The organism is Herbiconiux sp. 11R-BC, from assembly GCF_049472555.1.
Lineage (GTDB): Bacteria > Actinomycetota > Actinomycetes > Actinomycetales > Microbacteriaceae > Herbiconiux.
The window spans coordinates 25789-48421 of sequence record NZ_JBCEBO010000006.1 but is presented as its reverse complement, the minus strand read 5'-3'; the positions used below and the strand labels follow the sequence as shown (position 1 = coordinate 48421).

General features: G+C 71.1%; 22 protein-coding genes and 1 pseudogene. 18 read left to right on the top strand and 5 right to left on the bottom strand.

What is annotated here, in order from left to right; genetic code table 11:
* Positions 1-107: 107 nt before the first annotated feature.
* The 15 genes from VD659_RS14420 (at position 108) to VD659_RS14350 (ending at position 16849) form a co-directional block, all read left to right on the top strand.
* A complete protein-coding gene (locus VD659_RS14420; RefSeq protein ID WP_423261768.1) occupies positions 108-932 on the top strand; it encodes a PaaX family transcriptional regulator C-terminal domain-containing protein in 825 nt (274 codons plus the stop codon).
* Between the two features lie 60 nt (positions 933-992).
* Complete coding sequence (locus VD659_RS14415) at positions 993-1892, top strand: AsnC family transcriptional regulator (protein WP_423261767.1); 900 nt, start codon at positions 993-995, stop codon at positions 1890-1892.
* Positions 1893-1973: 81 nt separating this feature from the next.
* Positions 1974-3008, top strand: a complete 1035-nt coding sequence (locus VD659_RS14410; protein WP_423261766.1) for an ABC transporter substrate-binding protein — start codon at positions 1974-1976, stop codon at positions 3006-3008.
* A complete protein-coding gene (locus tag VD659_RS14405; RefSeq protein ID WP_423261765.1) occupies positions 3005-4381 on the top strand; it encodes an NtaA/DmoA family FMN-dependent monooxygenase in 1377 nt (458 codons plus the stop codon). Before VD659_RS14410 ends, VD659_RS14405 begins: the two co-directional genes overlap by 4 nt.
* Entirely contained in the window at positions 4378-4857 is a 480-nt protein-coding gene (locus tag VD659_RS14400) for a nucleoside deaminase (RefSeq protein WP_423261764.1), read from the top strand. The genes VD659_RS14405 and VD659_RS14400 overlap by 4 nt, the downstream gene beginning before the upstream one ends.
* Positions 4850-5887 (top strand): adenosine deaminase, encoded by a 1038-nt coding sequence (gene add / locus VD659_RS14395; protein WP_423261763.1) that lies wholly within the window; start codon positions 4850-4852, stop codon positions 5885-5887. Before VD659_RS14400 ends, add begins: the two co-directional genes overlap by 8 nt.
* A complete protein-coding gene (locus VD659_RS14390) occupies positions 5880-6716 on the top strand; it encodes an ABC transporter permease (RefSeq protein WP_423261762.1) in 837 nt (278 codons plus the stop codon). Before add ends, VD659_RS14390 begins: the two co-directional genes overlap by 8 nt.
* Positions 6713-7504 carry an ABC transporter ATP-binding protein gene (locus VD659_RS14385; RefSeq protein ID WP_423261761.1) on the top strand — a complete coding sequence of 264 codons (792 nt, stop codon included), beginning with the start codon at positions 6713-6715 and terminating at the stop codon, positions 7502-7504. The genes VD659_RS14390 and VD659_RS14385 overlap by 4 nt, the downstream gene beginning before the upstream one ends.
* Positions 7501-8589, top strand: a complete 1089-nt coding sequence (locus tag VD659_RS14380; RefSeq protein ID WP_423261760.1) for an adenosine deaminase family protein — start codon at positions 7501-7503, stop codon at positions 8587-8589. The genes VD659_RS14385 and VD659_RS14380 overlap by 4 nt, the downstream gene beginning before the upstream one ends.
* 7 nt (positions 8590-8596) lie before the next feature.
* Complete coding sequence (locus VD659_RS14375) at positions 8597-9979, top strand: NtaA/DmoA family FMN-dependent monooxygenase (protein ID WP_423261759.1); 1383 nt, start codon at positions 8597-8599, stop codon at positions 9977-9979.
* 152 nt (positions 9980-10131) lie between these two features.
* Complete coding sequence (locus VD659_RS14370) at positions 10132-10881, top strand: GntR family transcriptional regulator (RefSeq protein WP_423261758.1); 750 nt, start codon at positions 10132-10134, stop codon at positions 10879-10881.
* 144 nt (positions 10882-11025) lie between these two features.
* Positions 11026-12132, top strand: coding sequence for a zinc-binding dehydrogenase (locus tag VD659_RS14365; protein WP_423261757.1), 1107 nt, complete (start codon positions 11026-11028; stop codon positions 12130-12132).
* 22 nt (positions 12133-12154) lie between these two features.
* The gene (locus tag VD659_RS14360) at positions 12155-13411 is read left to right on the top strand and encodes an ABC transporter substrate-binding protein (protein WP_423261756.1); all 1257 of its coding nucleotides are present in this window, start codon (positions 12155-12157) and stop codon (positions 13409-13411) included.
* Positions 13412-13442: 31 nt separating this feature from the next.
* Complete coding sequence (locus VD659_RS14355) at positions 13443-16166, top strand: ABC transporter permease subunit (protein ID WP_423261755.1); 2724 nt, start codon at positions 13443-13445, stop codon at positions 16164-16166.
* The gene (locus VD659_RS14350) at positions 16163-16849 is read left to right on the top strand and encodes an ABC transporter ATP-binding protein (RefSeq protein ID WP_423261754.1); all 687 of its coding nucleotides are present in this window, start codon (positions 16163-16165) and stop codon (positions 16847-16849) included. The genes VD659_RS14355 and VD659_RS14350 overlap by 4 nt, the downstream gene beginning before the upstream one ends.
* Before the next feature lie 36 nt (positions 16850-16885).
* On the opposite strand, the gene VD659_RS14345 is transcribed toward VD659_RS14350, so the two are convergent.
* Positions 16886-17107, bottom strand: coding sequence for a TetR family transcriptional regulator C-terminal domain-containing protein (locus tag VD659_RS14345; protein WP_423261941.1), 222 nt, complete (start codon positions 17105-17107; stop codon positions 16886-16888).
* Between the two features lie 17 nt (positions 17108-17124).
* On the opposite strand from VD659_RS14345, the pseudogene VD659_RS14340 reads away from it, so the two are divergent.
* The 3 genes and pseudogenes from VD659_RS14340 to VD659_RS14330 all read left to right on the top strand — a co-directional run.
* Positions 17125-17508, top strand: a pseudogene (locus VD659_RS14340) (hypothetical protein); the annotation flags it as partial.
* Positions 17505-18368: an ATP-binding cassette domain-containing protein gene (locus VD659_RS14335; protein WP_423261753.1), complete on the top strand. Its 864-nt coding sequence runs from the start codon at positions 17505-17507 to the stop codon at positions 18366-18368. The pseudogene VD659_RS14340 and the gene VD659_RS14335, both read left to right, overlap by 4 nt.
* Entirely contained in the window at positions 18365-19297 is a 933-nt protein-coding gene (locus VD659_RS14330) for an alpha/beta hydrolase (RefSeq protein ID WP_423261752.1), read from the top strand. The genes VD659_RS14335 and VD659_RS14330 overlap by 4 nt, the downstream gene beginning before the upstream one ends.
* 24 nt (positions 19298-19321) lie before the next feature.
* Here VD659_RS14330 and VD659_RS14325 read toward each other — a convergent pair whose 3' ends face one another.
* The 4 genes from VD659_RS14325 to VD659_RS14310 are packed head-to-tail and all read right to left on the bottom strand — an operon-like array spanning position 19322 to position 22552.
* Positions 19322-20359, bottom strand: coding sequence for an LLM class flavin-dependent oxidoreductase (locus tag VD659_RS14325; protein ID WP_423261751.1), 1038 nt, complete (start codon positions 20357-20359; stop codon positions 19322-19324).
* Positions 20356-21012: an alpha/beta hydrolase gene (locus VD659_RS14320; protein WP_423261750.1), complete on the bottom strand. Its 657-nt coding sequence runs from the start codon at positions 21010-21012 to the stop codon at positions 20356-20358. The genes VD659_RS14325 and VD659_RS14320 overlap by 4 nt, the downstream gene beginning before the upstream one ends.
* On the bottom strand, positions 21009-21923 hold the full coding sequence (locus VD659_RS14315; RefSeq protein WP_423261749.1) for a VOC family protein: 915 nt from the start codon (positions 21921-21923) through the stop codon (positions 21009-21011). The genes VD659_RS14320 and VD659_RS14315 overlap by 4 nt, the downstream gene beginning before the upstream one ends.
* Before the next feature lie 53 nt (positions 21924-21976).
* Entirely contained in the window at positions 21977-22552 is a 576-nt protein-coding gene (locus tag VD659_RS14310; RefSeq protein WP_423261748.1) for an NADPH-dependent F420 reductase, read from the bottom strand.
* Positions 22553-22633 lie beyond the last annotated feature (81 nt).

Here is a 22633-nt window from a genome sequence, read left to right as displayed (position 1 = left end):
GCCACTACCCTCCCATTATGTAACGAATCTAGGGGCACCGTCAATTTGATGTCACTTATCGACGCGTGATGCCCGGATGAGAGCCGCCTGGAGTGCAGACTGTCAGGATGAAACCACGGTCCGTCGTCTTCACGCTCTTCGGCGACTACCTGCGCTACTGCGGCTCCGGCGAGGCGCGGCTGAGCAGCCTCACGGAGCTCCTCGGACTGTTCGGGATCGAGCCCGGCACGGCCCGCGTGGTGATGACCAGGCTGCGCAAGGAGGGCTGGTTCGACACCCGGAGGGCGGGCCGCGAGGTGAGCTACGTGCTCAGCCGCCGCGGCTGGGACCTGCTCGACGAGGGTCGCGAGCGCATCTTCCGGCACCCGCACACCGACTGGAACGGGGAGTGGTCGATGGTGCTCGTCAAGTTCCCCGAGAGCCGGCGAGCCGATCGGGAGGGCACCCGGAAGGATCTCGCCTGGCTCGGCTACGGCCAGCTCACCCCGTCGACCTGGATGAGCCCGCACGACCGCCTGGAGCCCGCCCGGCGCATCCTGGCCGACCGCCCGGTGCAGAGTCTCGACCTGCTGCACTGCCGCAGCCTCGGCCCCGAGGACGACCGCAGCATCGCCGCGCGGTGCTGGAACCTCGACGACCTGCAGCAGGAGTACACCAGCTTCGTCGAGCGCTTCGGCGAGATCCCGGCCCTCACCGGCACCGACGCCCTGGTCGCGCGGGTGCGCCTCACCGACGAGTACCGGCACTTCCCGTTCCGCGACCCCGACCTGCCTCAGGAACTGCTGCCGGCCGATTGGATCGGGCAGAGGGCGCACTACGTCTTCCGTGACGCGCACCTCCGGCTCGCCGCCGAATCGGAGGCCGAGGTGGAGCGGATCACCGGCCTGCCCGTCATGCTCGACCCGGTGGCCGCCGAGCTCTTCTCGAGCTGACCTCCCCGACCTGCCGCCGGGCCGGGCCGCCGCCCGAACGAGGTGCGCTAGCGTCGAGGCGTGCCCGAAACGAACCCGCTCGACGCTCGCATCATCGAGTGCTTGACGGATGCGCCGCGAATGACCTACGCCGCGATCGCGGCCCGGCTGGGCGCGGCTGAGACGAACGTGCGGGCTCGCGTGAAGCATCTGCTGCGCTCGGAGACCATCGTCCCCACCGTCATCGTGCACCCCGGCCTCAGCGCAGAGAGCATCGTGTCGATCTCGCGCGTGCAGCTCGACCACGAGATCGACACCGTCGCCGATCCCGTGCTGTTCGCCTCGCCCTGGCTCGCGCAGATCGTCGGCGAATCCGCGCTCCTCGTGCAGCTGGCGTCGGCGAGCCTGGACGAACTGGCCGAGCAGATCGAGTCGATCCGGTCGCTACCCGGCGTGCGCACGATCGCCACCAACGTGCTGATGCGCCTGCACATCACGAACATCTCCCCCGATGCCGCCTGGACCGATGCCGCCGCCGCGACCGTGCATCAGCCCGACGCGATCGACCAGCGTCTGATCGAGCTGCTGCGGCGCGACGGACGGAGCAGCTACACCGCGCTGTCGCAGGAGATCGGCCTCACCGTCGCGGCCACCCGCAACCGCGTGATGGCTCTCGAATCGGGCGGCACCATCCGTTTCATCGCCCACGTGCGCGACACCGAGAACACCGAACGCGGCCTGCACGTGGAGCTCTCGGTCACGGCCCCGGCGGTCGACGAGGTGCTGCACGCCCTGCGCTCCATCGACGCCGTGCGCTACGTGGTGCAGCAGACCGGGGAGTTCAACGTCGTCGCCTATTACGTGGACCGCGCGGAGGCGCACAGCGACTCCGCCCTGCACGCGGTCTGGGATCACGCCGAGGTGCTCGCGCACCGCACCCTTGCGGTGAGCATCATCCGCGACCGCACCAGCTGGACCTAGCCGCCCTCCGCCCACTCGGAATTTACACGGGCGAAACACGATCGGCGCGCGCTCGTCACAGAGACTGCGTTTTATATACCCATGCCTACTCTCACTTCAAAACCCGCACTCCTGGCCGTCGCGGCGATCGGCGTCGCCGCCCTGCTCGGCGGTTGCAGCGCCGCCGGCGGCTCCTCCACCTCCGCCACCTCCGACGGCGGGCTGACGAAGGTCACCTTCGCGCTCAGCTACCTGCCCGACATCTCGCTCAACGGACTGACCTACGCCGACAAGGAGGGATTGTTCGCCGACGCCGGCCTCGACGTCGAGATCCTGCCGTGGGGTGCGTCGACGCCCGAGTCGCTCGTCGGCTCGGGGCAGGCCGACTTCGGGCTCGCCACCGACATCCGTACCGCGCTGATCGCGATGGCCGCCGGCAGCAAGATCACCTCGCTGATGGCGCTCTACCAGCACGAGCCCTATGTGCTCACGACGCTCGCGAGCGCCGGCTACACCTCCCCCGCCGATCTCGCGGGCACCACGTACGGCGGATTCGGTTCGCCGATGGAGCTCGCCGTGGTGAACGACATGATCGCGAACGCGGGAGGCACCACTCCCGCCGAGAGCGTGACGCTGAGTGTCGCCGCCTTCGATGCGCTCAGCTCGGGCCGTGTGGACTCCGTGCTCGCGTTCCCCGGCGACAACTACGCCTTCGAGCAGAGCGGCACCGCGATCACGACCTTCGATCCGCTCGATTACGGCGTGCCCGACGGCTACGCGAGCCTCGTGCTCGGCAATGACGACTTCCTCCAGAAGAACCCCGACGTGGCGAAGAAGTTCATGACGGCGCTCCAGGCCGGCTACGCCGCCGCCCTCGCCGACCCGACGAAGGCCGACCAGGACACCCTCGAGGAGTACGCCGGCGAGATCGACCCCGCGATGGCCGCCGACACGAGCGCGAAGCAGACGACCTGGCTCTACCCGAGCGCCGACGGCATCGTCGGCTCGCAGGATGTGGAGCTCTGGCAGAAGAACGCCGACTGGATGATCAAGCAGGGCATCCTCGCCGGCGCCGACGGCGCCCCGCTCACGACGTTCGACGTGACCCCGTTCGTCTCGAACGAGTTCCTGAAATGACGGGCACGCATCCGACCGCTCCGAAGACGATGGTGCTCGGCGCCAGCCAGTTGATGTCGGTCAACTTCTACAGCAGCGCCTGGACGGATCCGAGGAACGACACCCGCGGATACGCCACGCTGGCCTACTGGCAGGAGATGGCACGGGTGCTGGAGGCCGCGAACTTCGACTTCCTGTTCTTCGCCGACGTCATCGGCTATCCGAGCGACGAGGAGGGCGTTCCCGCCGCCGCGATCCGGGAGGCCGTGCAGACGCCGGCGCACGACCCGCTCACGATCGTGAGCGGGCTCGCCGCCACCGTCGACCGGCTGAACTTCGTGGTGACCGCCTCGACCACGGCCGAACGCCCGTTCATGCACGCCCGCCGCTATGCCACTCTCGACCACCTGACCGGCGGGCGGATCGGCTGGAACATCGTCAACTCGGACAACCAGACCGCGCTCGTGAAACTGCTCGGCCTCGGCGGGATCACGGAGCACGACACCCGCTACGATCGCGCCGACGAGTTCCTCGATGCCACGAGCGCCCTCTGGGAGGGCTCGTGGGAGGACGACGCGGTCGTGTTCGACCAGGCGGGCCACACCTTCGCCGACCCCGACAAGGTGCATCCGATCAGCCACCATGGAACCTTCTTCGACGTGGAGGGGATCTTCACCGTCGTGCCGGGGCCGCAGCGCACGCCGACGCTCTTCCAGGCGGGCGCTTCCAGCCGCGGCCGCGAGTTCGCCGCACGCACTGCGGAGTGCGTCTACATCCAGGCGGACAGCATCGAATCGGCCCGCACGAGCGTCGCCGACATCCGTGAGCGGGCGGCGAAACACGGACGCGAGGCCGCGGACATCAAGATCCTGAACGGCATCTCGGTGGTGGTGGCCGACACCGACGAGGAGGCCGCAGCCATCCGCGCGGAGCTCGTCGCGGCACCCACCACCGAGGCGCTCGCGATGCACTTCCTCGGCTGGACGGGCATCAACCTGCTGAAGCTCGATCCGTCGAAGCCGCTGTCGCAGCGCACCGAGTTCGGCCACAGCACGGTCGAGCGCTACGACGACGGCCCGACCGTGGGCGAGATCCTCGACGGGCTCCGGAACTCGCTCGGCGGACTGTCGATCACGGGCTCGCCCACGACGGTGGCCGACGCGATGGCCGGGATGATGGAGCAGACCGACCTCGACGGCTTCCTGATCGAGCCCAACTTCGGCGGACCCGAGGAGTACCGCGTCTTCGCCGAGAAGGTGGTGCCCCTGCTCGCCGCTCGAGGACTGCTGAAGGAGCCCGGCGAGCCGATGCCGTTGCGGCAGCGCCTGTTCGGCGGCGCCGACGGTCGAATCAACGACCGCCACCGGGCCGCCCCGTTCCGGGTGGGCCGGTGAGCGCGGCCGCGGCCGGAGTCGCCGGATCCGGGCCGAGCCCGGCCGAGATGCTGGCGGTGGCGGTCGCGGAGGCGCGTGCCGGCGCCGCCGAGGGGGGCGTGCCCGTCGGCGCGGCGCTCTTCGTCGACGGCGAGCTCGTGGGCGCCGGTCACAACCAGCGCGTGCAGCTCGGCAGCCCCATCCACCACGGCGAGACGGCCTGCCTGGCGGATGCGGGCCGGCTGCCGGCCGGCGTCTACGCCAGGGCGACGATGGTGACGACCCTCTCGCCCTGCATCATGTGCACCGGCGCGATCCTGCTCTACAAGATCCCACGGGTGATCGTGGGAGAGAACAGCACCTTCCTCGGCGCCGAAGAGCTGCTGCGCTCGCACGGCGTCGAGGTGACCGTGCTCGACGACGCGGACTGCGTCGAGATCATGGCCCGCTTCATCCGGGAGCACCCCGACATCTGGAACGAGGACATCAGTGTCTGACCGCACCATCCCCGCGCCCGCTCCGGGAGGGCGGCCTCTCTCGGCCCTCCCCAAGGCGCACCTGCACCTCCACATGGAGGCGGCGCTCACCCCGCAGCGCACGGCCCGCGTGGCCGCGGCGGGCGGGATCGTCCTCACCACGGTCGACCTCGAGCGCGACTTCTCCACCTTCGCCCGGGCCTACCTGGAGCTCGTGCAGCTCTTCGGAGCGCACGAGTCGCTCCGGATGCTCTTCGACGAGATCGCCGACGAAGCGGTGGCCGACGGCGTGCGCTACGTGGAGCTGGGCGTGAGTCCCGCCTTCTACGCGGAGCCGTACGGTTCGTCGGATGCTGCGATGGAGGCGATGATCGCGGCGGGCGAGGCGGCGACGGCGCGCACCGGTGTGGTGTTCGGGATGATGGTGACCGTCGACCGCACGCTGCCGCTCGAGGCCGCTCTGGCCGACGCGGCGCTGGCTGCCGGGTTCGCGGGCCGTGGAGTCGTGTCGCTCGGCCTGGCGAACGACGAGCGCGGCCACCCGGCCGGCGTCTTCGCCGAGGCGTTCTCCCTCGCCAAGGCGGCGGGACTGAAGAGCACACCGCACGGCGGGGAGCTCGAAGGTCCGGAGTCGGTCGTCGAGTGCCTCGACCTGCTCGGCGCCGACCGCGTGCAGCACGGCGTTCGTGCGGTCGAGGATGCCGCGCTCCTCGTGCGTCTGGCCGCCTCCGCGGTGGCGCTGGACGTGTGCCCCACCTCGAACGTGCTCCTCGGCGTCGCGCCCGACCTCGCCGCGCATCCGCTTCCGGCGCTGCTCGACGCGGGGGTGCGGGTCACGCTGAACGCCGACGACCCGCACTTCTTCGGCGTGAGCCTGCTCGACGAGTACGAGCTGTGCCGCACGGCGCTCGGCCTCTCCGACGCGACCCTGGCCGGGATCGCCGCCGAGTCCATCCGCCAGTCGGCCCTTCCGCCGGCCGAGCGAGAGGCCGTGCTGGCCGAGATCGCCGGCTGGCTCGCATCCGATCCCGAGGAGATCCCGCATGTCTGAGGCCACCCCGTCACTCGCGGCCCCGGCCCGCCAGAGCCGCGCCGCGCGCGAGCCCCGCGGCAGCGGCTGGGGCTGGCGCGTGCTCGCGCCCGTGCTCGCCCTCGTCGGCCTGATCACCGTCTGGCAGCTCGTCACCGCCCTCGGCGGCGTCGACCCCACGATCATGCCGTCCCCTCTGCGCGTGCTCGATTCGGGCTGGAAGGCGCGCGATCAGCTCGTGACCGCCACCCTCGCGACCCTGCAGATCACCGTGCTCGGGCTCCTCGCGGCGTGCGTTGCGGCCGTCGTGATCGCCTCGGCGCTGAGCTTCCTGCCGCCGCTGCGACAGACCGTGCTCCCGCTGATGATCGGCGCGCAGTCGGTGCCCATCATCGTGCTGGCGCCGCTGTTCATCATCTGGTTCGGCTTCGACAGCGGCCCCAAGATCCTGCTGGTGGCGATCGTGAGCGCTCTGCCCCTGACGATCTCGACGCTGCAGGGGCTGCTCTCGGCCGATCCCGACATCGCCACCCTGATGCGCTCGATGGGTGCCTCGCCGATGAAGATCTTCCTGCGGCTGCGGATCGGCAGCGCACTGCCCTCGTTCTTCACAGGCCTCCGGATCGTGACGAGCTTCATCGTGGTCTCGGCCATCTTCAGCGAGTACGTGGGGGCGAAGGAAGGGCTCGGCATCTTCATGCAGACCCAGAAGAACCTCTACCGCACCGACCTGGTGTTCTCGGCGGTGCTCGTCAGCATCGTGATCGGCCTCGCGCTGTTCGCCCTCACCTACGCGCTGCAAGCGCTCGTCATGCCGTGGGAACGGCGCAGAAAGGCGGCCGGGCGATGAGCACCGCACCCCTCCTCGAGGTCACGAACCTCGCCAAGTCGTTCGTCTCGCGCAAGGCCACCGCCGAGATCATCCGGGACATCAGTCTGAGCGTGGGCCAGGGCGAATTCGTGTCGGTGATCGGGCCGAGCGGCTCGGGCAAGTCGACGCTGTTCAACCTGCTGGCGGAGCTCACCGCGCCCTCCGGCGGCGCGGTGACGTTCCACGGCGACCGGAAGCCCGGCGTGCCGTTCTCGGCCTACATGCCGCAGAAGGACCTGCTGATCCCCTGGCTGACGGTGGAGGACAACGCCTCGCTCGGCCTCTCGCTGCAGGGCATGCGCCGCTCGAAGGCGCGCGAGCGGGTGCGCGAGCTGTTCGGCACCTTCCGGCTCGAAGGGCAGGGCGGCGCCTACCCCTTCGAGCTCTCGGGCGGCATGCGCCAGCGCGTGGCGCTGCTGCGCACCGTGGTGCAGGACCGGCCGCTGCTGCTGCTGGACGAGCCGTTCGGCGCCCTGGACTACCTCACCCGAACCGAGCTGCAGCTCTGGCTGGCCGAGCTCTCGGCCGAGAACGGCCTCTCGGTGGTGCTCATCACCCACGACGTGCCCGAGGCGCTGTTCCTCTCCGACCGCGTCTACGTCCTCTCCAACCGGCCGGCCACCGTGCGGCTCGTGCTGGAGCAGAACGACCCGCGGCCGCGCACGCTCGCCTACCTCGAGACCGAGGAGTTCCGGCACAACGAGCGGATGCTGCTGGAGGAGCTCACCGAGAGCGCCCGCTCGCGGCCCGAGGGGTCGACCCGATGAGCGGCGCGCCGGCGGCACACGAGGTCGACAACGACTGGACCCGGGAGGAGACCGGTCCGATCGACCCCGGTTTCGCGCTCGACCTGCTGGCCCGCCGCCTCCCACGGGCCGAGCTGCACACCCATCTGGCGGGCGCCTTCCGGCCCTCCTTCACCCGGGGTGTGCCGCGCGAGCCCGGCCGGCCCGACAGCTCCCACGACTACCTCGACGTCGGCGCCTTCTTCGCCAAGCACAAGACCTTCGCCGAGGCCGTCGGCTCGCTCGACGCCGTGACCCGGGCGACGAGCCGCGTGCTCGAGGGGGCGATCGACTCCGGATGCCGGCACGTCGAGGTCTCGGTGAACGGCACCGAGTTCCTCGGCAGCGGCCTCGATTTCGGGGAGCTGCTGCTCGCCGCCGGGCGCGCCTTCGACATCGTGCGCGAGGAGCTGGGCGTCACCGGCGGCCTGATCGTCGCGATGGACCGCGACAGCAGTCTCGACACCGCGTTCGCCACCCTCCGGCAGGCGGAAGCCGCCCGGGACGGTGGCTCGCCCGTGCTCGGCATCGGCAACGACGGCTTCCCCTCGCGCGCCCTGACCGAGTTCGCCCCGGCGTTCGAGGCGGCGCGCGCATCCGGGTTCCGCACCACGTGCCACGCCAACAAGGCGCACGACATCGGGGAGGCGCTGGACCGGATCGACCACGCCTGGGAGCTGCAGGGCGACCCGGCCCTCCAGGCGCGGGTCGCCGCTCGGGGCATCCCGGTGACGATGGCGATGAGCAGCTGCCTGATGATGCTCCCCGGACGCTTCCCGACCGCCGCCGCCTTCCCGTTCGAGGAGCTGCGGCGGGCCGGCGTGGCCGTCACCCTCAACATCGACGACGGCGGCATGTTCTTCACCGACTCGGCGCAGGAATACCGTCTCGCCGCCCGCACCTACGGCTACGACGCGAGCACCCTGGCCGACATCGGCCTCGCCTCGCTCGAAGCCGCCTGGATCACCGAAGACCGACCACACCGCCTTGCTGCCTGGAGACGGGAGGCCGATGCCCTGATCACCGACCCCCGCGCTCCCCGGACGCACGGAGAACCAACGGAATGAGAACCACATGAAAGACCTGATCATCGGGGCGTTCCAGCTCCTGAACCCGAACGGCACCGTCGGTTCGTCGTGGCGCGCCCCCGGCAACACCTCGCTCGGCTACCTGTCGATCGCGCATTGGACGCGCCTGGCGAAGCAGCTCGAGGCCGGCGGTTTCGACTTCCTCTTCTTCGCCGACTCCTACGGCTACCCGACCATCGGCGACGAGGTCATCCCGACCTCGCTGACAGACGCGATGTACGTTCCGATGGGCGATCCGATCACGCTCGTCTCGGCTCTGGCCGCCGCGACCGAGCGGCTGGGCTTCGTCGTCACCTCCTCGACCACGGTCGAGAAGCCCGCCGCCGTGGCCCGCCGCTACGGCACCCTCGACCACTTCACCGAGGGGCGGATCGGCTGGAACATCGTGACCGGCGCCGCCCAGGCCTCGGCCGCCGAGCTCTTCGGCGAGACGATGATGAAGCACGACGCCCGCTACGCGCAGGCCGAGGACCACGTGTCGATCTGCCTGAAGCTGTGGGAGGGCTCCTGGGCCGACGACGCCCTGAAGGAGGACAAGCAGGGCGAGGTCTACGCCGACCCCGCCGGGGTGCGGATGATCGCGCACGAGGGTGAGTACCTGAAGGCGAAGGGCATCTACAACCTGCCGCCCTCGAAGCAACGGAGCCCGCTGCTGCTGCAGGCCGGCACCTCGGTGGCGGGGCGCGAGTTCGCGGCGCGGTACGCCGAGGTGGTGTTCCTGGGCGGCTCGGAACCGGCGCAGATCGCGGAGCAGATCGCCGACATCCGCTCGCGCGCGCGCGCTCGCGGCCGGTCGCGCGACGCCGTGAAGTTCGTGGTCGGCGCCCACTTCCTCGCCGCCGCGACGGCCGCCGAGGCCGAGCAGAAACGCGACGAGATGCTGGCCCTCGCCACCCTCGAGCAGGCCGCCACCACCTATGCCTGGGTCACGGGCATCGACCTCACCCGTTTCGCGCTCGACGAGCCGGTGCCCGATCTGCACACCGAGCAGGGTCAGACCAGCGTCGACCGATTCATGGACCCGGAGACTTCGCGGCGCAAGACGGTTCGACAGGTGCTCGAGGAGTACCGGGCGAACGGGCTGAACGGCACCATGTTCGTGGGCGACGCGGAAACCATCGCCGCCGAGGTCGCCGCCTTCGTCGAGACCACGGATGCCGACGGCTTCCTCGTGCAGCCCCACCTCACGCCGGGCACCTACGACGACTTCATCGAGTTCGTGGCGCCGGCTCTGCGCGCCCGGGGGCTGATGGGGTCCGGGCGCCCCGGCGAGACGCTGCGGGCACGCCTGTTCCCCTCCACGGGCGACCGGCTGCCGGCCGATCACCCGGGTGCGGCGCACCGTTTCGCCCCCGTCCCGGTGGATTGACGTCATGATTCTCCCCGCGGATCGGCGCGTCCGCGGGGAGGAAGGCCCGTGATGGCGGGGCGGGCGCCGGATGCGCGGGGACGCTATCCCGCGTAACTTTGGCGACACGCAGGCGAAATCGGCCCGCAACCCCGAGCTCCTCTAATGAAGGGGTGTCCACGACAATGCCGGCCTTCCACCCCCGCACCGAGCGCCGCCTCGCCGCTGCGGGCCGGGTGCACGACCTCCTGCGGTCGGCGATCATGCACGGCGAGATCGCATCGGGCGTCCTGCCCGGCGAGGCCGAGTTGATGGAGACCTTCTCGGCCAGCCGCCAGGTGATCCGGGGTGCCCTCGAGCTGCTCCGCCAGGAAGGTCTGGTGCGGCGGATGCAGGGGTCGGGCACGCTCGTGACCTCGCTGCGCGTCACCCACGACTTCGGCTTCCTGCACGGGCCGGACCAGCACGTGGACCACCGGGTGCTGTCGACCAGCCAGGAGGTCGCCCCGCCGAGCGTGGCGCGCAAGCTCGACATCCCCGACGGCGGTCTGGTGGGCATCGTCGAGGTGGTCACCGACCTCGCGGACACCCCGCTGGACACCACGACCGTGTACCTGCGCATGGAGTTCCTCCCCTTCGTCGCCGCGGTCGGCCCGCACGACGAATGGTTCTCGCTCTACGACCACGCCGGCGTCGAGGTCGGCATCACCGACCACGCCATCGAATCCTCGATCGCCGACCCCTTCAACGCCTCGCTTCTGGGTGTCGACCCAGGGCATCCGCTGCTCGTGCTCGAACGGCTGGTGCACGACCCGGCGGGGAATCCCCTCGAGTACGCCTTCACGCGCATCCGGGGCGACCGGCTCACCCTGCTGCAGAGTCTCGGTCGATCCGTGCCCCCTGATCGGCCTCCCCAGAGCTGATCCGTCCGCCTCGCCCGGGTGCCGCTCGTCGGTACTTCTCTCCCCGTCATCATCTCCCGATCATCACCGCCCCCGCGCGACTGCGGGTCCGCGCCCGCTGCTCCGCCGTGCCCGCCGGCGTCCCCTGCTCATCGAAAGGCTCCTGTGAACTCCTTGGCCCCCGACCTCGACACACCGCGATTCGAGCGTCCCGACCGGATGCGCGCCGTCGTCGTGCGCCGGCCGACCGCGGCCGAAGCGCTGCAGCCCGAACTCGTGCCCGTGCCTGTTCCCGGCCCCGGGCAGGTGCTCGTGCGGGTGCTGGCCACCACTGTCATCTCCTCCGAGATCGCCAGCCGGGAAGGCGTCTCCACCGCGACGCTGCCGCTCGTGCTCGGCAACGACTTCGTGGGAACCGTGGTGGAGGCGCCCTCGTCGGCGAGCCTGCTCGGCGCGCAGGTGGTGGGCGCCTACGGCGGGTACGGCTACCTGCGCGACGGCGCCTGGGCCGAGTACATCGTCGTGGACGAGCAGGACGCCTTCGTGGTCGAGACGGATCTCGATCCCGCCGCGCTCGCCGCCCTGCCGGGGTCGTTCACCGCCGCCTCGGGCGGGCTGCGCAGCCTCGGCGAGCTCGCCGGCCGAACGCTCCTGATCCGCGGGGGCACCTCGGGCGTCGGTCTCGCCGCCGCCACCCTCGCCCGGGAGGCGGGCGCCCGGGTGATCGCCACCACCCGCGACGCCGGCAAGGCCGGGCGGCTGCGGGAGCACGGGGTCGACGACGTGATCGTCGACGACGGCGACCTCGTGGCGAAGGTGCACGCACTCGTGCCCGGCGGCGCCGACGCCGCTCTCGAACTGCTCGGCGTCGACTCGCTCGCCGAGACCATCCGCTGCGTGCATCCCTTCGGCATCGTCTGCCTCACCGGCCTGCTGCGCGACCAGACCCGCTCGATCGCCTCGGGCGAGCGAGAGGATCGCGCCGTGCCGCGCTTCCCTCACCCGATGGAGCTCATCCCGCCGACCGTCCGCCTCACCGTGGGCGGCGTCGACGGCACGGCCCGCACGGCGGAGCTGGTGCAGGAGTGGGTGGCGGGCCTGGAGTCGGGCCGCTACCGGATGCCGGTCGACTCCGTGTTCACCCTCGACCAGATCCACCTCGCCCACCTGCGCCGTGCCGACAGCACCTCGTTCGGCAAGATCGTCGTGCTCGTCGGCGCCGCAGACCCCCGCACCACCACGCCGCCCGCCCGGGCCGGCGTGATCGACTGACCAGAAACCGGAGACAGCCCTCATGAGCACCATCCGCATCCCCCGTTCCGCCGCCCTGCTCGCCGGAGCGATGGCCTTGACCCTCGGCCTCGGCGCCTGCTCGGCCGCCTCGACCTCCGCGCCCTCGACCCCGGGGAGCGCCACCGACCCGCTCGGCGGCCTGACCGGTGAGCCGATCAAGGTCATGACGATCGGCAACTGGACCCAGCCCCAGCTCGGCACCGCCAACCCCGAGTTCCCGGCGGGAGCGCAGGCCGCCGCCGCCGCGGTCAACCGGAGCGGAGGCATCGGTGGGCGCCCGATCGACGTGATCGTGTGCAGCGACGAACTCAGCACCGACACGGCCCGACAGTGCGCGCTCGACGCGGTCGCCGACGGCGTCGTGGCGGTCGTGGGGCTGCAGACCACCAACGAGGTCACCATCCTCCCCATCCTCGAGTCGGCGGGCATCCCCGCCGTCGGCGTCTACCCCTTCACGGATGTGGCGCTCACCAGCCCGGTCTCCTACCCCGACGTCTCCGGCTTCGTGGGTCAGACCCTCGGCATGGGCCTCCAGCTCGCCGAGGCGGGTGCCACCTCGGTGAGCTCCGTCGTGCCCGGCGGACTCGGCGGCATCGCCACCGAGGTCGGCGACGCGGTCGCCGCCGGTGCGACATCGGGTGGAGCGCAGTTCACCGGCCTCGTGCAGATCCCTGCGAAGTCGGCCGATCTCAGCCCCGCGATCGCCTCGGCCACCGAGGGCGGCGCGAGCGTGGCCGGATTCGCCTCCGACGAGGCCGCGTTCATCAACGCCATGCGCACCCTCGCTCCGGAGTCGACGATCTCGACCTTCCCCTTCAACCTCACCGACACCGTGATCAAGAGTGCCGGCCAGGGCGCCGAGGGCGTGCTCGCGGTCGACGGCCTCGTGCCGCCCACCGCCGAGACGCCCGGCACCGCCCAGTACGCCGAGGAACTCGCCGCCTTCGACTCCTCGCTGCCCGCCTCGACCACCGGCCTGCACGAATGGCTCGCGATGTGGACGTTCGCCCGGGTGGTCGCCGGCCTCGACACGATCGACCCCTCGACGGTCGTCACCGCGATGAACGGCGTGAAGGACCTCGACATGGGCGGGATCGTGCCGGCGTACAGCACGGTCTCCACGAGCACCACCTACCCGCGGATGTTCAACGCGACGATCGTGTACCAGGAGGTCGAAGACGGCCGGCTCGTGCTCCAGAACCCCGACAAGACCCCCTTCGTCTCGATCGAAGACCTGATCACCGACTACGCGGGCTGACGCCCGTCCCGACACGACAAAGGAGCCCACGGTGGACGACTTCCTCAGATTCGCCTTGCTCGGCATCGGCATCGGCGCCATCTACGGCCTCACGGCCCAAGGCCTGGTGCTGATCTTCCTCAGCAGCCGTGTGCTCAACTTCTCGCAAGGGGCGATCGCCCTGGTGGCGGCGTACAGCTACTTCGAGGTCACCCGGGCCGGGCTGCCACCCGTTCCCGGGGCCCTCGTCGCCCTCGTCATCGCCGGGGCGATGGGAGCGCTGATCGAGTCGGTGGTGATGCGTCCCCTCCGGAACGCCTCCACCGTAACCCGGCTCGTGGCGACGATCGCCGTCCTCACGGTCATCCAATCGATCGCCGCGCTCGTCTACGGCGACGCCACCCAGTTCGTGACGGGCATCCTGCCCACCACTCCCCTGCACCTCAGCGACACCCTGGTGATCGGCGCCGACCGGGCCATCGTGCTCGCCGTCGCGGTGCTCGTGACCGTCGTGCTGACCGTGCTCATCCGTCGCACCCGACTGGGCCTCGCCACCCTCGGCACGGCCGAGAACCCCACGGCCGTCGAGGTGCTCGGCTGGTCGGCTCGGCAGGTGTCGCTGGTGAACTGGGTGGTGAGCGCCCTGCTCGCCGGGCTCGCCGGCATCCTGATCGCCCCGATGAACGGGATCAGCGTCTCGGGCATGGGGCAGATCGTGTACTGCGCGCTGGCGGCCGCCCTGATCGGCGGGTTCCGCTCGTTCGGCTGGGCGATGGCCGGCGGACTCGTGCTCGGCATCGCGCAGTCCGAGGCGGTGCGCATCCACGGCGAGGTCGGCTGGTCGACCGCCATCCCGTTCATCGTGATCGTGGTCGCCATCCTGGTGCGCGGCGACGTGGTGCGCGGCCGCGGCGGCACCCGGCAGCGGCTCCCCTCCGTCGGCACCGGACGGGTGAGACCCGTCTGGGTCGCCGCCTGCGTGGTGCTGGTCGGATTGCTCTCGCTGCTGCTCGGGCACAGCGCGCTCGACGCCTTCAGCACCTCGCTCATCGTCGCCGTGCTCGGCCTGTCGTTCGTGGTGGCGACCGGGTACGCCGGCGAGCTCTCGCTGGCGCAGTACGCCGTGGCCGGTCTCGGCGCGCTCGCGGCGGCGAAGGCCGCGAGCGACCTCGGCCTCCCGTTCGTCCTGTCGCTGCTGATCGCCGCGGCCGCGGGCGTGGCTTCGGGAGCACTGATCGGCCTGCTCTCGCTGCGGGTGCGCGGCGACGTGGTGGCGATCATCACCGTGGGCCTCGCTCTGGCCGTGCAGGCGCTCGTTCTCGAGAACCCCGCCATCACCGGCGGCATCGGCGGCATCCCGGTGCCGTCGCCAGAGATCTTCGGCCTGAGCCTGGACGCCGTCGCACACCCCGAACGGTTCGCGATCGTCTGCGCCGTGGTGCTCGTGCTCGCCAGCCTCGTGGTGGCCAACATCCGGCGCGGCACCTCGGGACGACGGATGCTCGCGATGCGTTCCGGGGAGCGCGCGGCTCTCAGCCTCGGCATCTCGGTGCGGGGCGCCCGGCTGTACGGCCTCGCGGTGTCCGGTGGGCTGGCCGGCGTCGCCGGCGGCCTGCTGGCCTTCCGGCAGCCGACCGTGCTGTTCGGCGGCTTCACGGTCGACGCCTCGATGACGCTGCTGGGCGCCGTGGTGCTCGGTGGCGTGGGCTTCCTCGCGGCGGGCGTGCTCGGCGGTCTCGCGGTGACCGGCGGATTCGTGTTCTACCTGATGTCGCTCACCGGATGGCAGCAGTTCCTGCCGCTCATCCTGGGGCTCGCGCTGCTGGTGAACCTCATCACCGTTCCGGACGGCGTCATCCCCGCGAACGCCCGGTGGTTCGGCGCGCTGGTGCGGCGGATCCGCGGGCAGCGAGCGGTCTCCCCCGCTGTGGCGACCAGCGGCTCGCGCGAGCCCTCACCCGCATCCGCCTCGCCGGCCCCCGCCCCGCTCACGAGCCCGCGGCGCGCATCCTCGTCCCGCGGTCAGAGCCTCGCGCTCGACGGCCTGACCGTGGAGTTCGGCGGCATCCGCGCGCTCGACGAGGTGACCCTGCGCATCGAGCCCGGCCGGGTGGAGGGCCTGATCGGCCCCAACGGGGCCGGCAAGACCACGCTGATCGACGCCGTGACCGGCATCACCCGCCGGTACTCCGGCTCCGTCTCGCTCGCCGGAGCGTCGATCGACCGGCTGTCGGCAGCGGAGCGCGCCCGGCGCGGACTCGGCCGCACCCTGCAGGGCCTGGAACTGTTCGAAGAGCTCACGGTGCGCGAGAACCTGGTGATCGGCTCGGACTCCCGCGCCTGGCACGCCTATGTCAGCGACCTGGTGCGGCCGGGGGCCGGCGCGTTGAGCGGCGCGGCGCTCGAAGCCGTGCGCCGCTTCGAACTCGACGACACGCTGGACGTCCTGCCCGGGGAGCTCCCCTACGGGCGCCGGCGACTCGTTGCGATCGCGCGGTCCATCGCGGCTCAGCCCGACGTCATCCTGCTCGACGAACCCGCAGCGGGCCTCTCGGCCGGCGAACGGATCGAACTCGCCGAGTTGATCCGGCTGATGGCGGATTCGTGGGGCATCGCGGTGCTGCTGGTCGAGCACGACGTGGATCTCGTGATGCGGGTCAGCGACCACATCACGGTGCTGGAGTTCGGGAAGGTGATCGCCGCGGGCGCGCCCGAGGAGGTGCGGGAGCACGACGAGGTCAGACGCGCGTTCCTCGGCCAGGAGGTGGGATCATGACGAGCGCACTCGCCCTCGAGAACCTGAGCGCCGGCTACGGGCCGGTGCAGGTGCTGCAAGACCTCTCCCTGCACGTCGACCCCGGCGAGATCGTGGCGCTGCTCGGCCGGAACGGTGCGGGCAAAAGCACGACGCTCGGCGCCATCGCCGGGCTGATCCCGGCCCGCAGCGGATCGGTGCTCCTGGACGGCGTGGAGCGCACCGACTCCACCGCGCGCCGGGTTCGCTCGGGCCTCGCCTACGTGATCGAGGAACGAGGCGTGCTCCTCGGCCTCACGGCTGCCCAGAACCTCCGGCTCGGACGCGGGAGCACCGCGGATGCCCTGCGCTACTTCCCCGAGATCGAACCGCACCTCGGTCGCACGGCCGGGCTGCTCTCGGGCGGGCAGCAGCAGATGCTGGCGGTGGCGCGGGCCCTCTCCGGCCGCCCGCGGGTGCTGATGATCGACGAGCTCTCGCTCGGCCTCGCGCCCAAGTTCGTGCAGCGTCTGCTCGAGGGCCTGCGCCGGGCAGCCGACGACGGGGTGGCGGTTCTGCTCGTGGAGCAGCACGCGCAGACCGCGCTGAAGGTCGCCGACCGTGCCTACGTCCTCGACCGCGGACGCGTCGCACTCACCGGCCGCGGCGACGAGCTGCTGGCCGACTTCGGCCAGGTGGAGGCCGCCTACCTGGGATCCCGCTGAGATCGACCCTGATTCGCCGGGGGGGGGGTGCGCCAGTCAGAGCTCGATGACGACGAGCTGGCGGAGGAACGTGCGCAGTTCCTCCGCCATGTCGAGCAGCGAACGGTCGAGCAGCCATTGCACCTGCAGCCCGTCCATCACCGCGATCGTCGAGCGCGCCGCGGCGACCGGATCTACGCCGTCGCGGAGAAGGCCGTCCTCGTGCAGCCGCGTGAAGGCGTGGAGCAGGGTGCCGCGCGTGCGCTCGTAGCGCTGAATGACCGGAGCGCGTCTACCGCGACATCCGCGGACGCCGCATCGGCTATGTGCCGCAGGAGCCGATGTCGAACCTCGACCCCTCGTTCACCATCGGCAGCCAGCTCGTCGAGCCGATGCGCGTGGTGCTCGATCTGCTGCGCGAGCTGCAGAAGGAGTTCGACCTGGGCGTGCTCATCGTCACCCACAACTTCGGTGTGGTGGCCGACCTCTGCGACCGTGTGTCGGTGATGCAGTCGGGCCGTATCGTGGAGACCGGCGAGGTGCGCTCGCTGTTCGAGCACCCGGCGCATCCGTACACCCGCTCACTGCTCGACGCGATTCTCGAAGACGGCGAACCCCGCGGCCCGCTCACCACGGGCGCAGGCCCAGCCACCGGCACCAGCAAGGAGGCGGGACGATGACCGCACTGCTCGACATCGAGGACCTCGAGGTCGTCTACCCCGGCAAGGGTTTCGGCCGCAAGCCGTTCCAGGCACTCAAGGGGGTGTCGCTCGACATCCGGCCCGGTGAGACCCTCGGGCTGGTGGGCGAGTCGGGGTCGGGCAAGACGACGCTCGGCCGCGCGGTGCTCGGACTCGCCCCGGTCACCGGTGGAAGCATCCGCTTCCGCGACGAGGAGATCTCGCAGCTGTCGCGACGGCGTCGTCGCGAGCTGAGCTCCGAGATCCAGGTGGTGTTCCAAGACCCCTACAGCTCGCTGAACCCGGCGATGAGCGTGGGGCAGATCCTGAGCGAGCCGCTCACCGCACGGGGCACGCCGAGAGCCGAGGCCCGCGGACGCATCCGGGAACTCCTCGGCCAGGTGAACCTGCCGGCCGATGCGATCGACCGGCTCCCCCGCGAGTTCAGCGGCGGCCAGCGGCAGCGCATCGCGATCGCACGGGCGCTCGCGCTCGACCCGCGTCTCATCGTGTGCGACGAGCCGGTCTCGGCTCTCGATCTCTCGACCCAGGCGCGCGTGCTCGACCTCTTCATCGAGATCCAGGAGCGCACGGGCGTGGCCTACCTCTTCATCTCGCACGACCTCGCCGTGGTGCGGCACGTCAGTCACCGTGTCGCCGTGATGTACCGGGGCGAGATCGTGGAGACCGGCGACGGCGGTCAGGTGACCGCGGCACCCGAGCACCCCTACACCCGGCGCCTGATGCTGGCGGCCCCCGTGCCCGATCCGCAGCGCCAGGCGCTGCGGCGCACGGAACGGCAACGGATGCTCGCGGCCGAGCGCGAGGCCGCCGGGGCGACGGAGGCGGGAGCGGCATGAGCGACGACGACGGCGCAGCCGGCGCACGCGCACTCATCGTCGCGTTCGAGCGCGGCGAGGTGCCGCCCGAAGCCCGCGACGACATCGACACCGCGTCGCTGATGCGGCGCTTCCCGCACCTGCGGTCGGTGGTGATCGAGCCGGTCGGGATCGACGGACCCTGGGGCGTTCCCGTCCCGGCCCGCGCCTACTCGAACGGCGCCCCGGTGACGGTGGGGCTCGTCTGGGTGCATGGCGGCGCGTTCATCGGCGGGGATCTCGACATGCCGGAGGCGCACTGGGTGGCGATGGAGTTCGCGGCCCGCGGCATCCCGGTGGTGACGCTCGACTACCAGAAGGCGCTGAACGGGGTGCACCACCCCGTTCCCTCCGACGAGGTCCTGGCCGGCTGGCTGGCGGCGCTCCGGCATCCGGTGCTCGCCGGCGCCGCGGTGCACCTCGGGGGTGCGAGCGCGGGCGCGAACGTCACGGCCGGAGTCACCGCCCGCCTCCGCGACTCCGGCGGGCCGAGTCCTGTGTCGCTGCTGCAGGTGTATCCGCTCGTGCACGCGGAGCTGCCGGAGGCGAGCGCCGAGGCGGCAGAAGCCGCGGCGACCCTGCCTCCCGAGGCCCGGTTCCTGCCCGGCATGGTGCGCACCATCAACGAGAACTACGTCGGGCGCATGACCGGGCTCGACGACCCGGTCGCGTTCCCGGGCACCGGTGACCTGGCCGGCTTCCCGCCGGTCATCATCGTCAACGCCGAGGCGGACGACCTGCGGGCATCCGGCGAGCGCTTCGCCGAGCAGCTCACGGCCGCCGGGGCGCCGGTGACGATGGAGTTCGAACCGGGCACCTCACACGGATACCTCGACCGCCCGGAACTGCCGGCCGCGACCCGCACGATCGAGCGGCTCGTGCAATGGATGCGGGAGTTCCGGCTCGACTGAGCGGCGCGGGGGAACGGGCGCCGCTCAGGATCCGGACAGCGCGGCGCGCACCTGCGGCAGCACCTCGGTCGCGAGCAGTTCGATCGAGCGCAGGGTCTCCGCCTGTCCGAGACCACCGAGGCCAACCTGCGCCAGGAAGCGCGAGTGCCCGAGGATCTCGTTCTCCCACAGGATCTTGTCGACGATCTCGGCGGGGCTGCCGGCGAACAGAGCGCCCCGCCCACCCGACCAGTGCTCGAACGCCTCGCGGTCGAGGCGGCCGGTGCGCGGCATGTTCTGCGCGATGTACTGCGCGTAGTGCGGGTAGAAGGTGTCCTTCGCCCCTTGGGAGGTCGGCTCCACGTAGAAGTGCGAGGTCACGCCGATGCGCGCGGGTGCCCGCCCGGCGTCTGCGGCCGATCGGCGGTACAGCTCCGCGAGCGGGGCGAAGCGCTGGGGCTCGCCGAGGATGGCGAGGTAGAGCGGCAGCCCGAGCGATCCGGCCCGCACCACCGAAGCCGGCGTGCCGCCCACGGCGATCCACACCGGCAGCTCCTCCTGAACGGGCCGGGGCCAGACACCCGCGTTCTGCAGCGGCGCCCGGGTGGCGCCGCTCCAGGTCACGGGATTGCCGCCGCAGATGCGCAGCAACAGCTCGAGGCGTTCGTCGAAGTACCGGTCGTAGTGGTCGAGCGACTGGCCGAAGAGCGGGAACGACTCGAGATAGGCGCCGCGGCCGGCGGTGATCTCGGCGCGTCCGCCGCTCAGCAGGTCGAGCGTCGCGAATTCCTCGAACACCCGCACGGGGTCGGCGCTGGAGAGCACGGTGACGGTGCTCGTCAGACGGATGCGGCTCGTCTCGGCCGCGACGGCGGCGAGCACCATCTGGGGCGACGACACGGCGAAGTCCTCGCGGTGGTGCTCGCCCACGCCGAACACGTCCAGGCCCGCCTCGTCGGCCGTGCGCGCCCACTCCAGGATGTCGCGCAGCCGTCGACCGGCCGGGATCGGGGTGCCGTCCTGGCCCCGGGTGAGCTCACCGAAGGTGAAGATCCCGATCTCGAAACCGGGAGCCGCGCTCACCGTCCCGCCGCGACGGCGGCCGGCGCCTGCTTCGCGATGAACTCCCGCACGTCCGCGAGCTCCTGGGCGCTGATGCCGTGGGCCAGCCCCGGGTAGATCCGCTCGACCAGTGCGGTGTGCGCCGGAAGGAAGGCGCTCGTGCGCTGGATCGCCGGCGATCCGATCACGCGGTCCTCGGCGCCTCGGCCCCAGAAGAGCGGCGGGCGGGTCTCGGCGAGGTGGGCGTCGCCCGGCTGCGGCGAGCGCTGCACGAAGCCGCCGAGAACGACGGGGGCCACGACGCGCTCCGGGCGCGTGCGGAGCAACTGGCTGGCCATCAGGCCGCCCTGTGAGAACCCGATCGGCAGCACCAGGCTGTCGTCGCCGCGGGTCGCGTCCACCCACGCCCAGATGGCGTCGGTGGCCTCGGCCAGCGGTTCGGGATCGGGGTCGCCGGGAGTGCTGATCGCGAACCAGGCGGCACCACCGTGACCGAGCTCGATCGGCGCCCGCAGCGAGGACCACGGGGCGGAGAGCCCGAGCGCCGGAACGATCCCGGTGAGGTCCTGCTCGTTGGAGCCGTACCCGTGCAGGAGCAGCACGGTGATGCCGGGTGCGATAGCGGCATCCGTGGATCGCGACTCGGAGTGGACGGCGTGCAGTAGTGCGGTCATCGGGAGAGGAGCTCCTCGGTCGAGAGGTCGGGAAGGGACACCGTGACGTGGGTGCCCCAGGGGTCGTCGAGCGAGACCGTTCGGCCGTCGCTCGCGAAGGGGAGCGACCGGGCACGCAGGCGAGCGGTCAAGGCCTCGAGGTCGACCGGTGCGGGCACCGTGATCGAGACGTCCCCGAGTCCGAGGGCGGCAGCCCGAGGGCCGGCTCCACGGCTGTTCCAGACGTTCATCGCCACGTGGTGGTGGTAGCCGCCGGCCGAGGCGAAGAGAGCGCCCTCGTAGCCGGTCTGTGTCGTCTCGAAGCCCAGGGCATCCATGTAGAACGAGCGCGCCGTCACGAGGTCGCCGACCTGCAGGTGCACGTGCCCCACGGTTCCCGCGCGGTTCGGTCCGGCCGCCACGACGGCCTCGTCGAGATGGCGCTGAAGATAGAGATTCGGATCGAGGAACGCGGTGGAGATGCGGATCTCGTCCCCGTCGTGGATCCAGAGCGAGCGATCGCGGTCGGTGTAGAGCTCGACGCCGTTCCCCTCGGGGTCGGTGAAGTAGAACGCCTCGCTGACGCTGTGGTCGCTCGAGCCGACGAAACGGCTGCGGGGCTCCTGCGCGGCGCGGTAGACCGTGGCCGCAAGTTCCGCGGGCCCGTCGAAGAGGAAGGCGGTGTGGAACAGCCCCGCCTGGCGCTGATCGACGCCCGGGAGGTCAGGCGTGTGGATGAGGCGCACGAGCGGCGTCGAACCGCGGCCGAGCACCCGGTGCACCTCGCGCCGGTCGCCGCGCTCTTCGAGCGGCTCCATCGCGAAGGCCCGGGAGTAGTAGTCGGACATGCCCTGCAGATCACCGACCCGCAGGGTCACCGCGCCCATCGAGGTCTCGGGGTTCAGGACCTCGTCGATCGGCGTCGCCGCCATGGTGTGTTCCTTTCCTAGAGGTGGGGCCGGTTGAGCGGCCCCACCTCGTGCGACTAGCGGATGACGGCGAACCCGGCGTTCCAGCCGACCTTCTCGCCGACGGCGAGCGTGAGCTGGAGGAAGCCGAGGGCTTCGAGCTCGCGCGCGCGGCGGAGGGCGCCGGCGTCGATCGCCGAGACACCACCGGCGGTGATCGCCTCGACCAGAGCGGCCTTGGCGTCGGCGTCGTCGCCCGCGACGAGCACGGTGGTCGGCACGCCGCCGAGCTGCTTGCTCGCGAGGGTGGCGGCGAAGGTCGTGTTGAAGGCCTTCAGCACGTGGCTCTCGGGCAGCTTCGCCTGGATCTCGGCTGCGGCGGAGCCGTCAGCCGGAACCACGAGCGAGTCGAAGGTCGAGAAGTCCAGCGGGTTGGTGATGTCGACGACGGTCTTGCCGGCGAGCTGCGCGCCGTAGGCGGCGATGATGCCGTCGACCTCGGGGTACGGAACGGCCAGAACGACGATGTCGCCCTCGATGGTCGCGCCGGCGTCTCCGCGCGTGACGTAGCCGACGTCGCTGCCGCCGGCAGCGAACACGCCTCCGATGGCGTCTCCCATGGAGCCTTTTCCGACGATTGTGATGCGTGCCATGACGTTTCCTTCTTTCCTGCGAAGCGGTTGCTTGTAGCAACAACTATGCCACAGATTAGTTGTTGCTACAAGTATTTAAGG

What these genes read in the sequence shown, in the direction of transcription:
- VD659_RS14375 (WP_423261759.1), top strand. Translation starts at nt 8,597, where the DNA reads ATGAAAGACCTGATCATCGGGGCGTTCCAGCTCCTGAACCCGAACGGC.
- VD659_RS14420 (WP_423261768.1), top strand. Translation starts at nt 108, where the DNA reads ATGAAACCACGGTCCGTCGTCTTCACGCTCTTCGGCGACTACCTGCGC.
- VD659_RS14320 (WP_423261750.1), bottom strand. Translation starts at nt 21,012, where the DNA reads ATGACCGCACTACTGCACGCCGTCCACTCCGAGTCGCGATCCACGGAT.
- VD659_RS14380 (WP_423261760.1), top strand. Translation starts at nt 7,501, where the DNA reads ATGAGCGGCGCGCCGGCGGCACACGAGGTCGACAACGACTGGACCCGG.
- VD659_RS14350 (WP_423261754.1), top strand. Translation starts at nt 16,163, where the DNA reads ATGACGAGCGCACTCGCCCTCGAGAACCTGAGCGCCGGCTACGGGCCG.
- VD659_RS14405 (WP_423261765.1), top strand. Translation starts at nt 3,005, where the DNA reads ATGACGGGCACGCATCCGACCGCTCCGAAGACGATGGTGCTCGGCGCC.
- VD659_RS14390 (WP_423261762.1), top strand. Translation starts at nt 5,880, where the DNA reads ATGTCTGAGGCCACCCCGTCACTCGCGGCCCCGGCCCGCCAGAGCCGC.
- VD659_RS14410 (WP_423261766.1), top strand. Translation starts at nt 1,974, where the DNA reads ATGCCTACTCTCACTTCAAAACCCGCACTCCTGGCCGTCGCGGCGATC.
- VD659_RS14335 (WP_423261753.1), top strand. Translation starts at nt 17,505, where the DNA reads ATGACCGCACTGCTCGACATCGAGGACCTCGAGGTCGTCTACCCCGGC.
- VD659_RS14330 (WP_423261752.1), top strand. Translation starts at nt 18,365, where the DNA reads ATGAGCGACGACGACGGCGCAGCCGGCGCACGCGCACTCATCGTCGCG.
- VD659_RS14360 (WP_423261756.1), top strand. Translation starts at nt 12,155, where the DNA reads ATGAGCACCATCCGCATCCCCCGTTCCGCCGCCCTGCTCGCCGGAGCG.
- VD659_RS14310 (WP_423261748.1), bottom strand. Translation starts at nt 22,552, where the DNA reads ATGGCACGCATCACAATCGTCGGAAAAGGCTCCATGGGAGACGCCATC.
- VD659_RS14315 (WP_423261749.1), bottom strand. Translation starts at nt 21,923, where the DNA reads ATGGCGGCGACGCCGATCGACGAGGTCCTGAACCCCGAGACCTCGATG.
- VD659_RS14385 (WP_423261761.1), top strand. Translation starts at nt 6,713, where the DNA reads ATGAGCACCGCACCCCTCCTCGAGGTCACGAACCTCGCCAAGTCGTTC.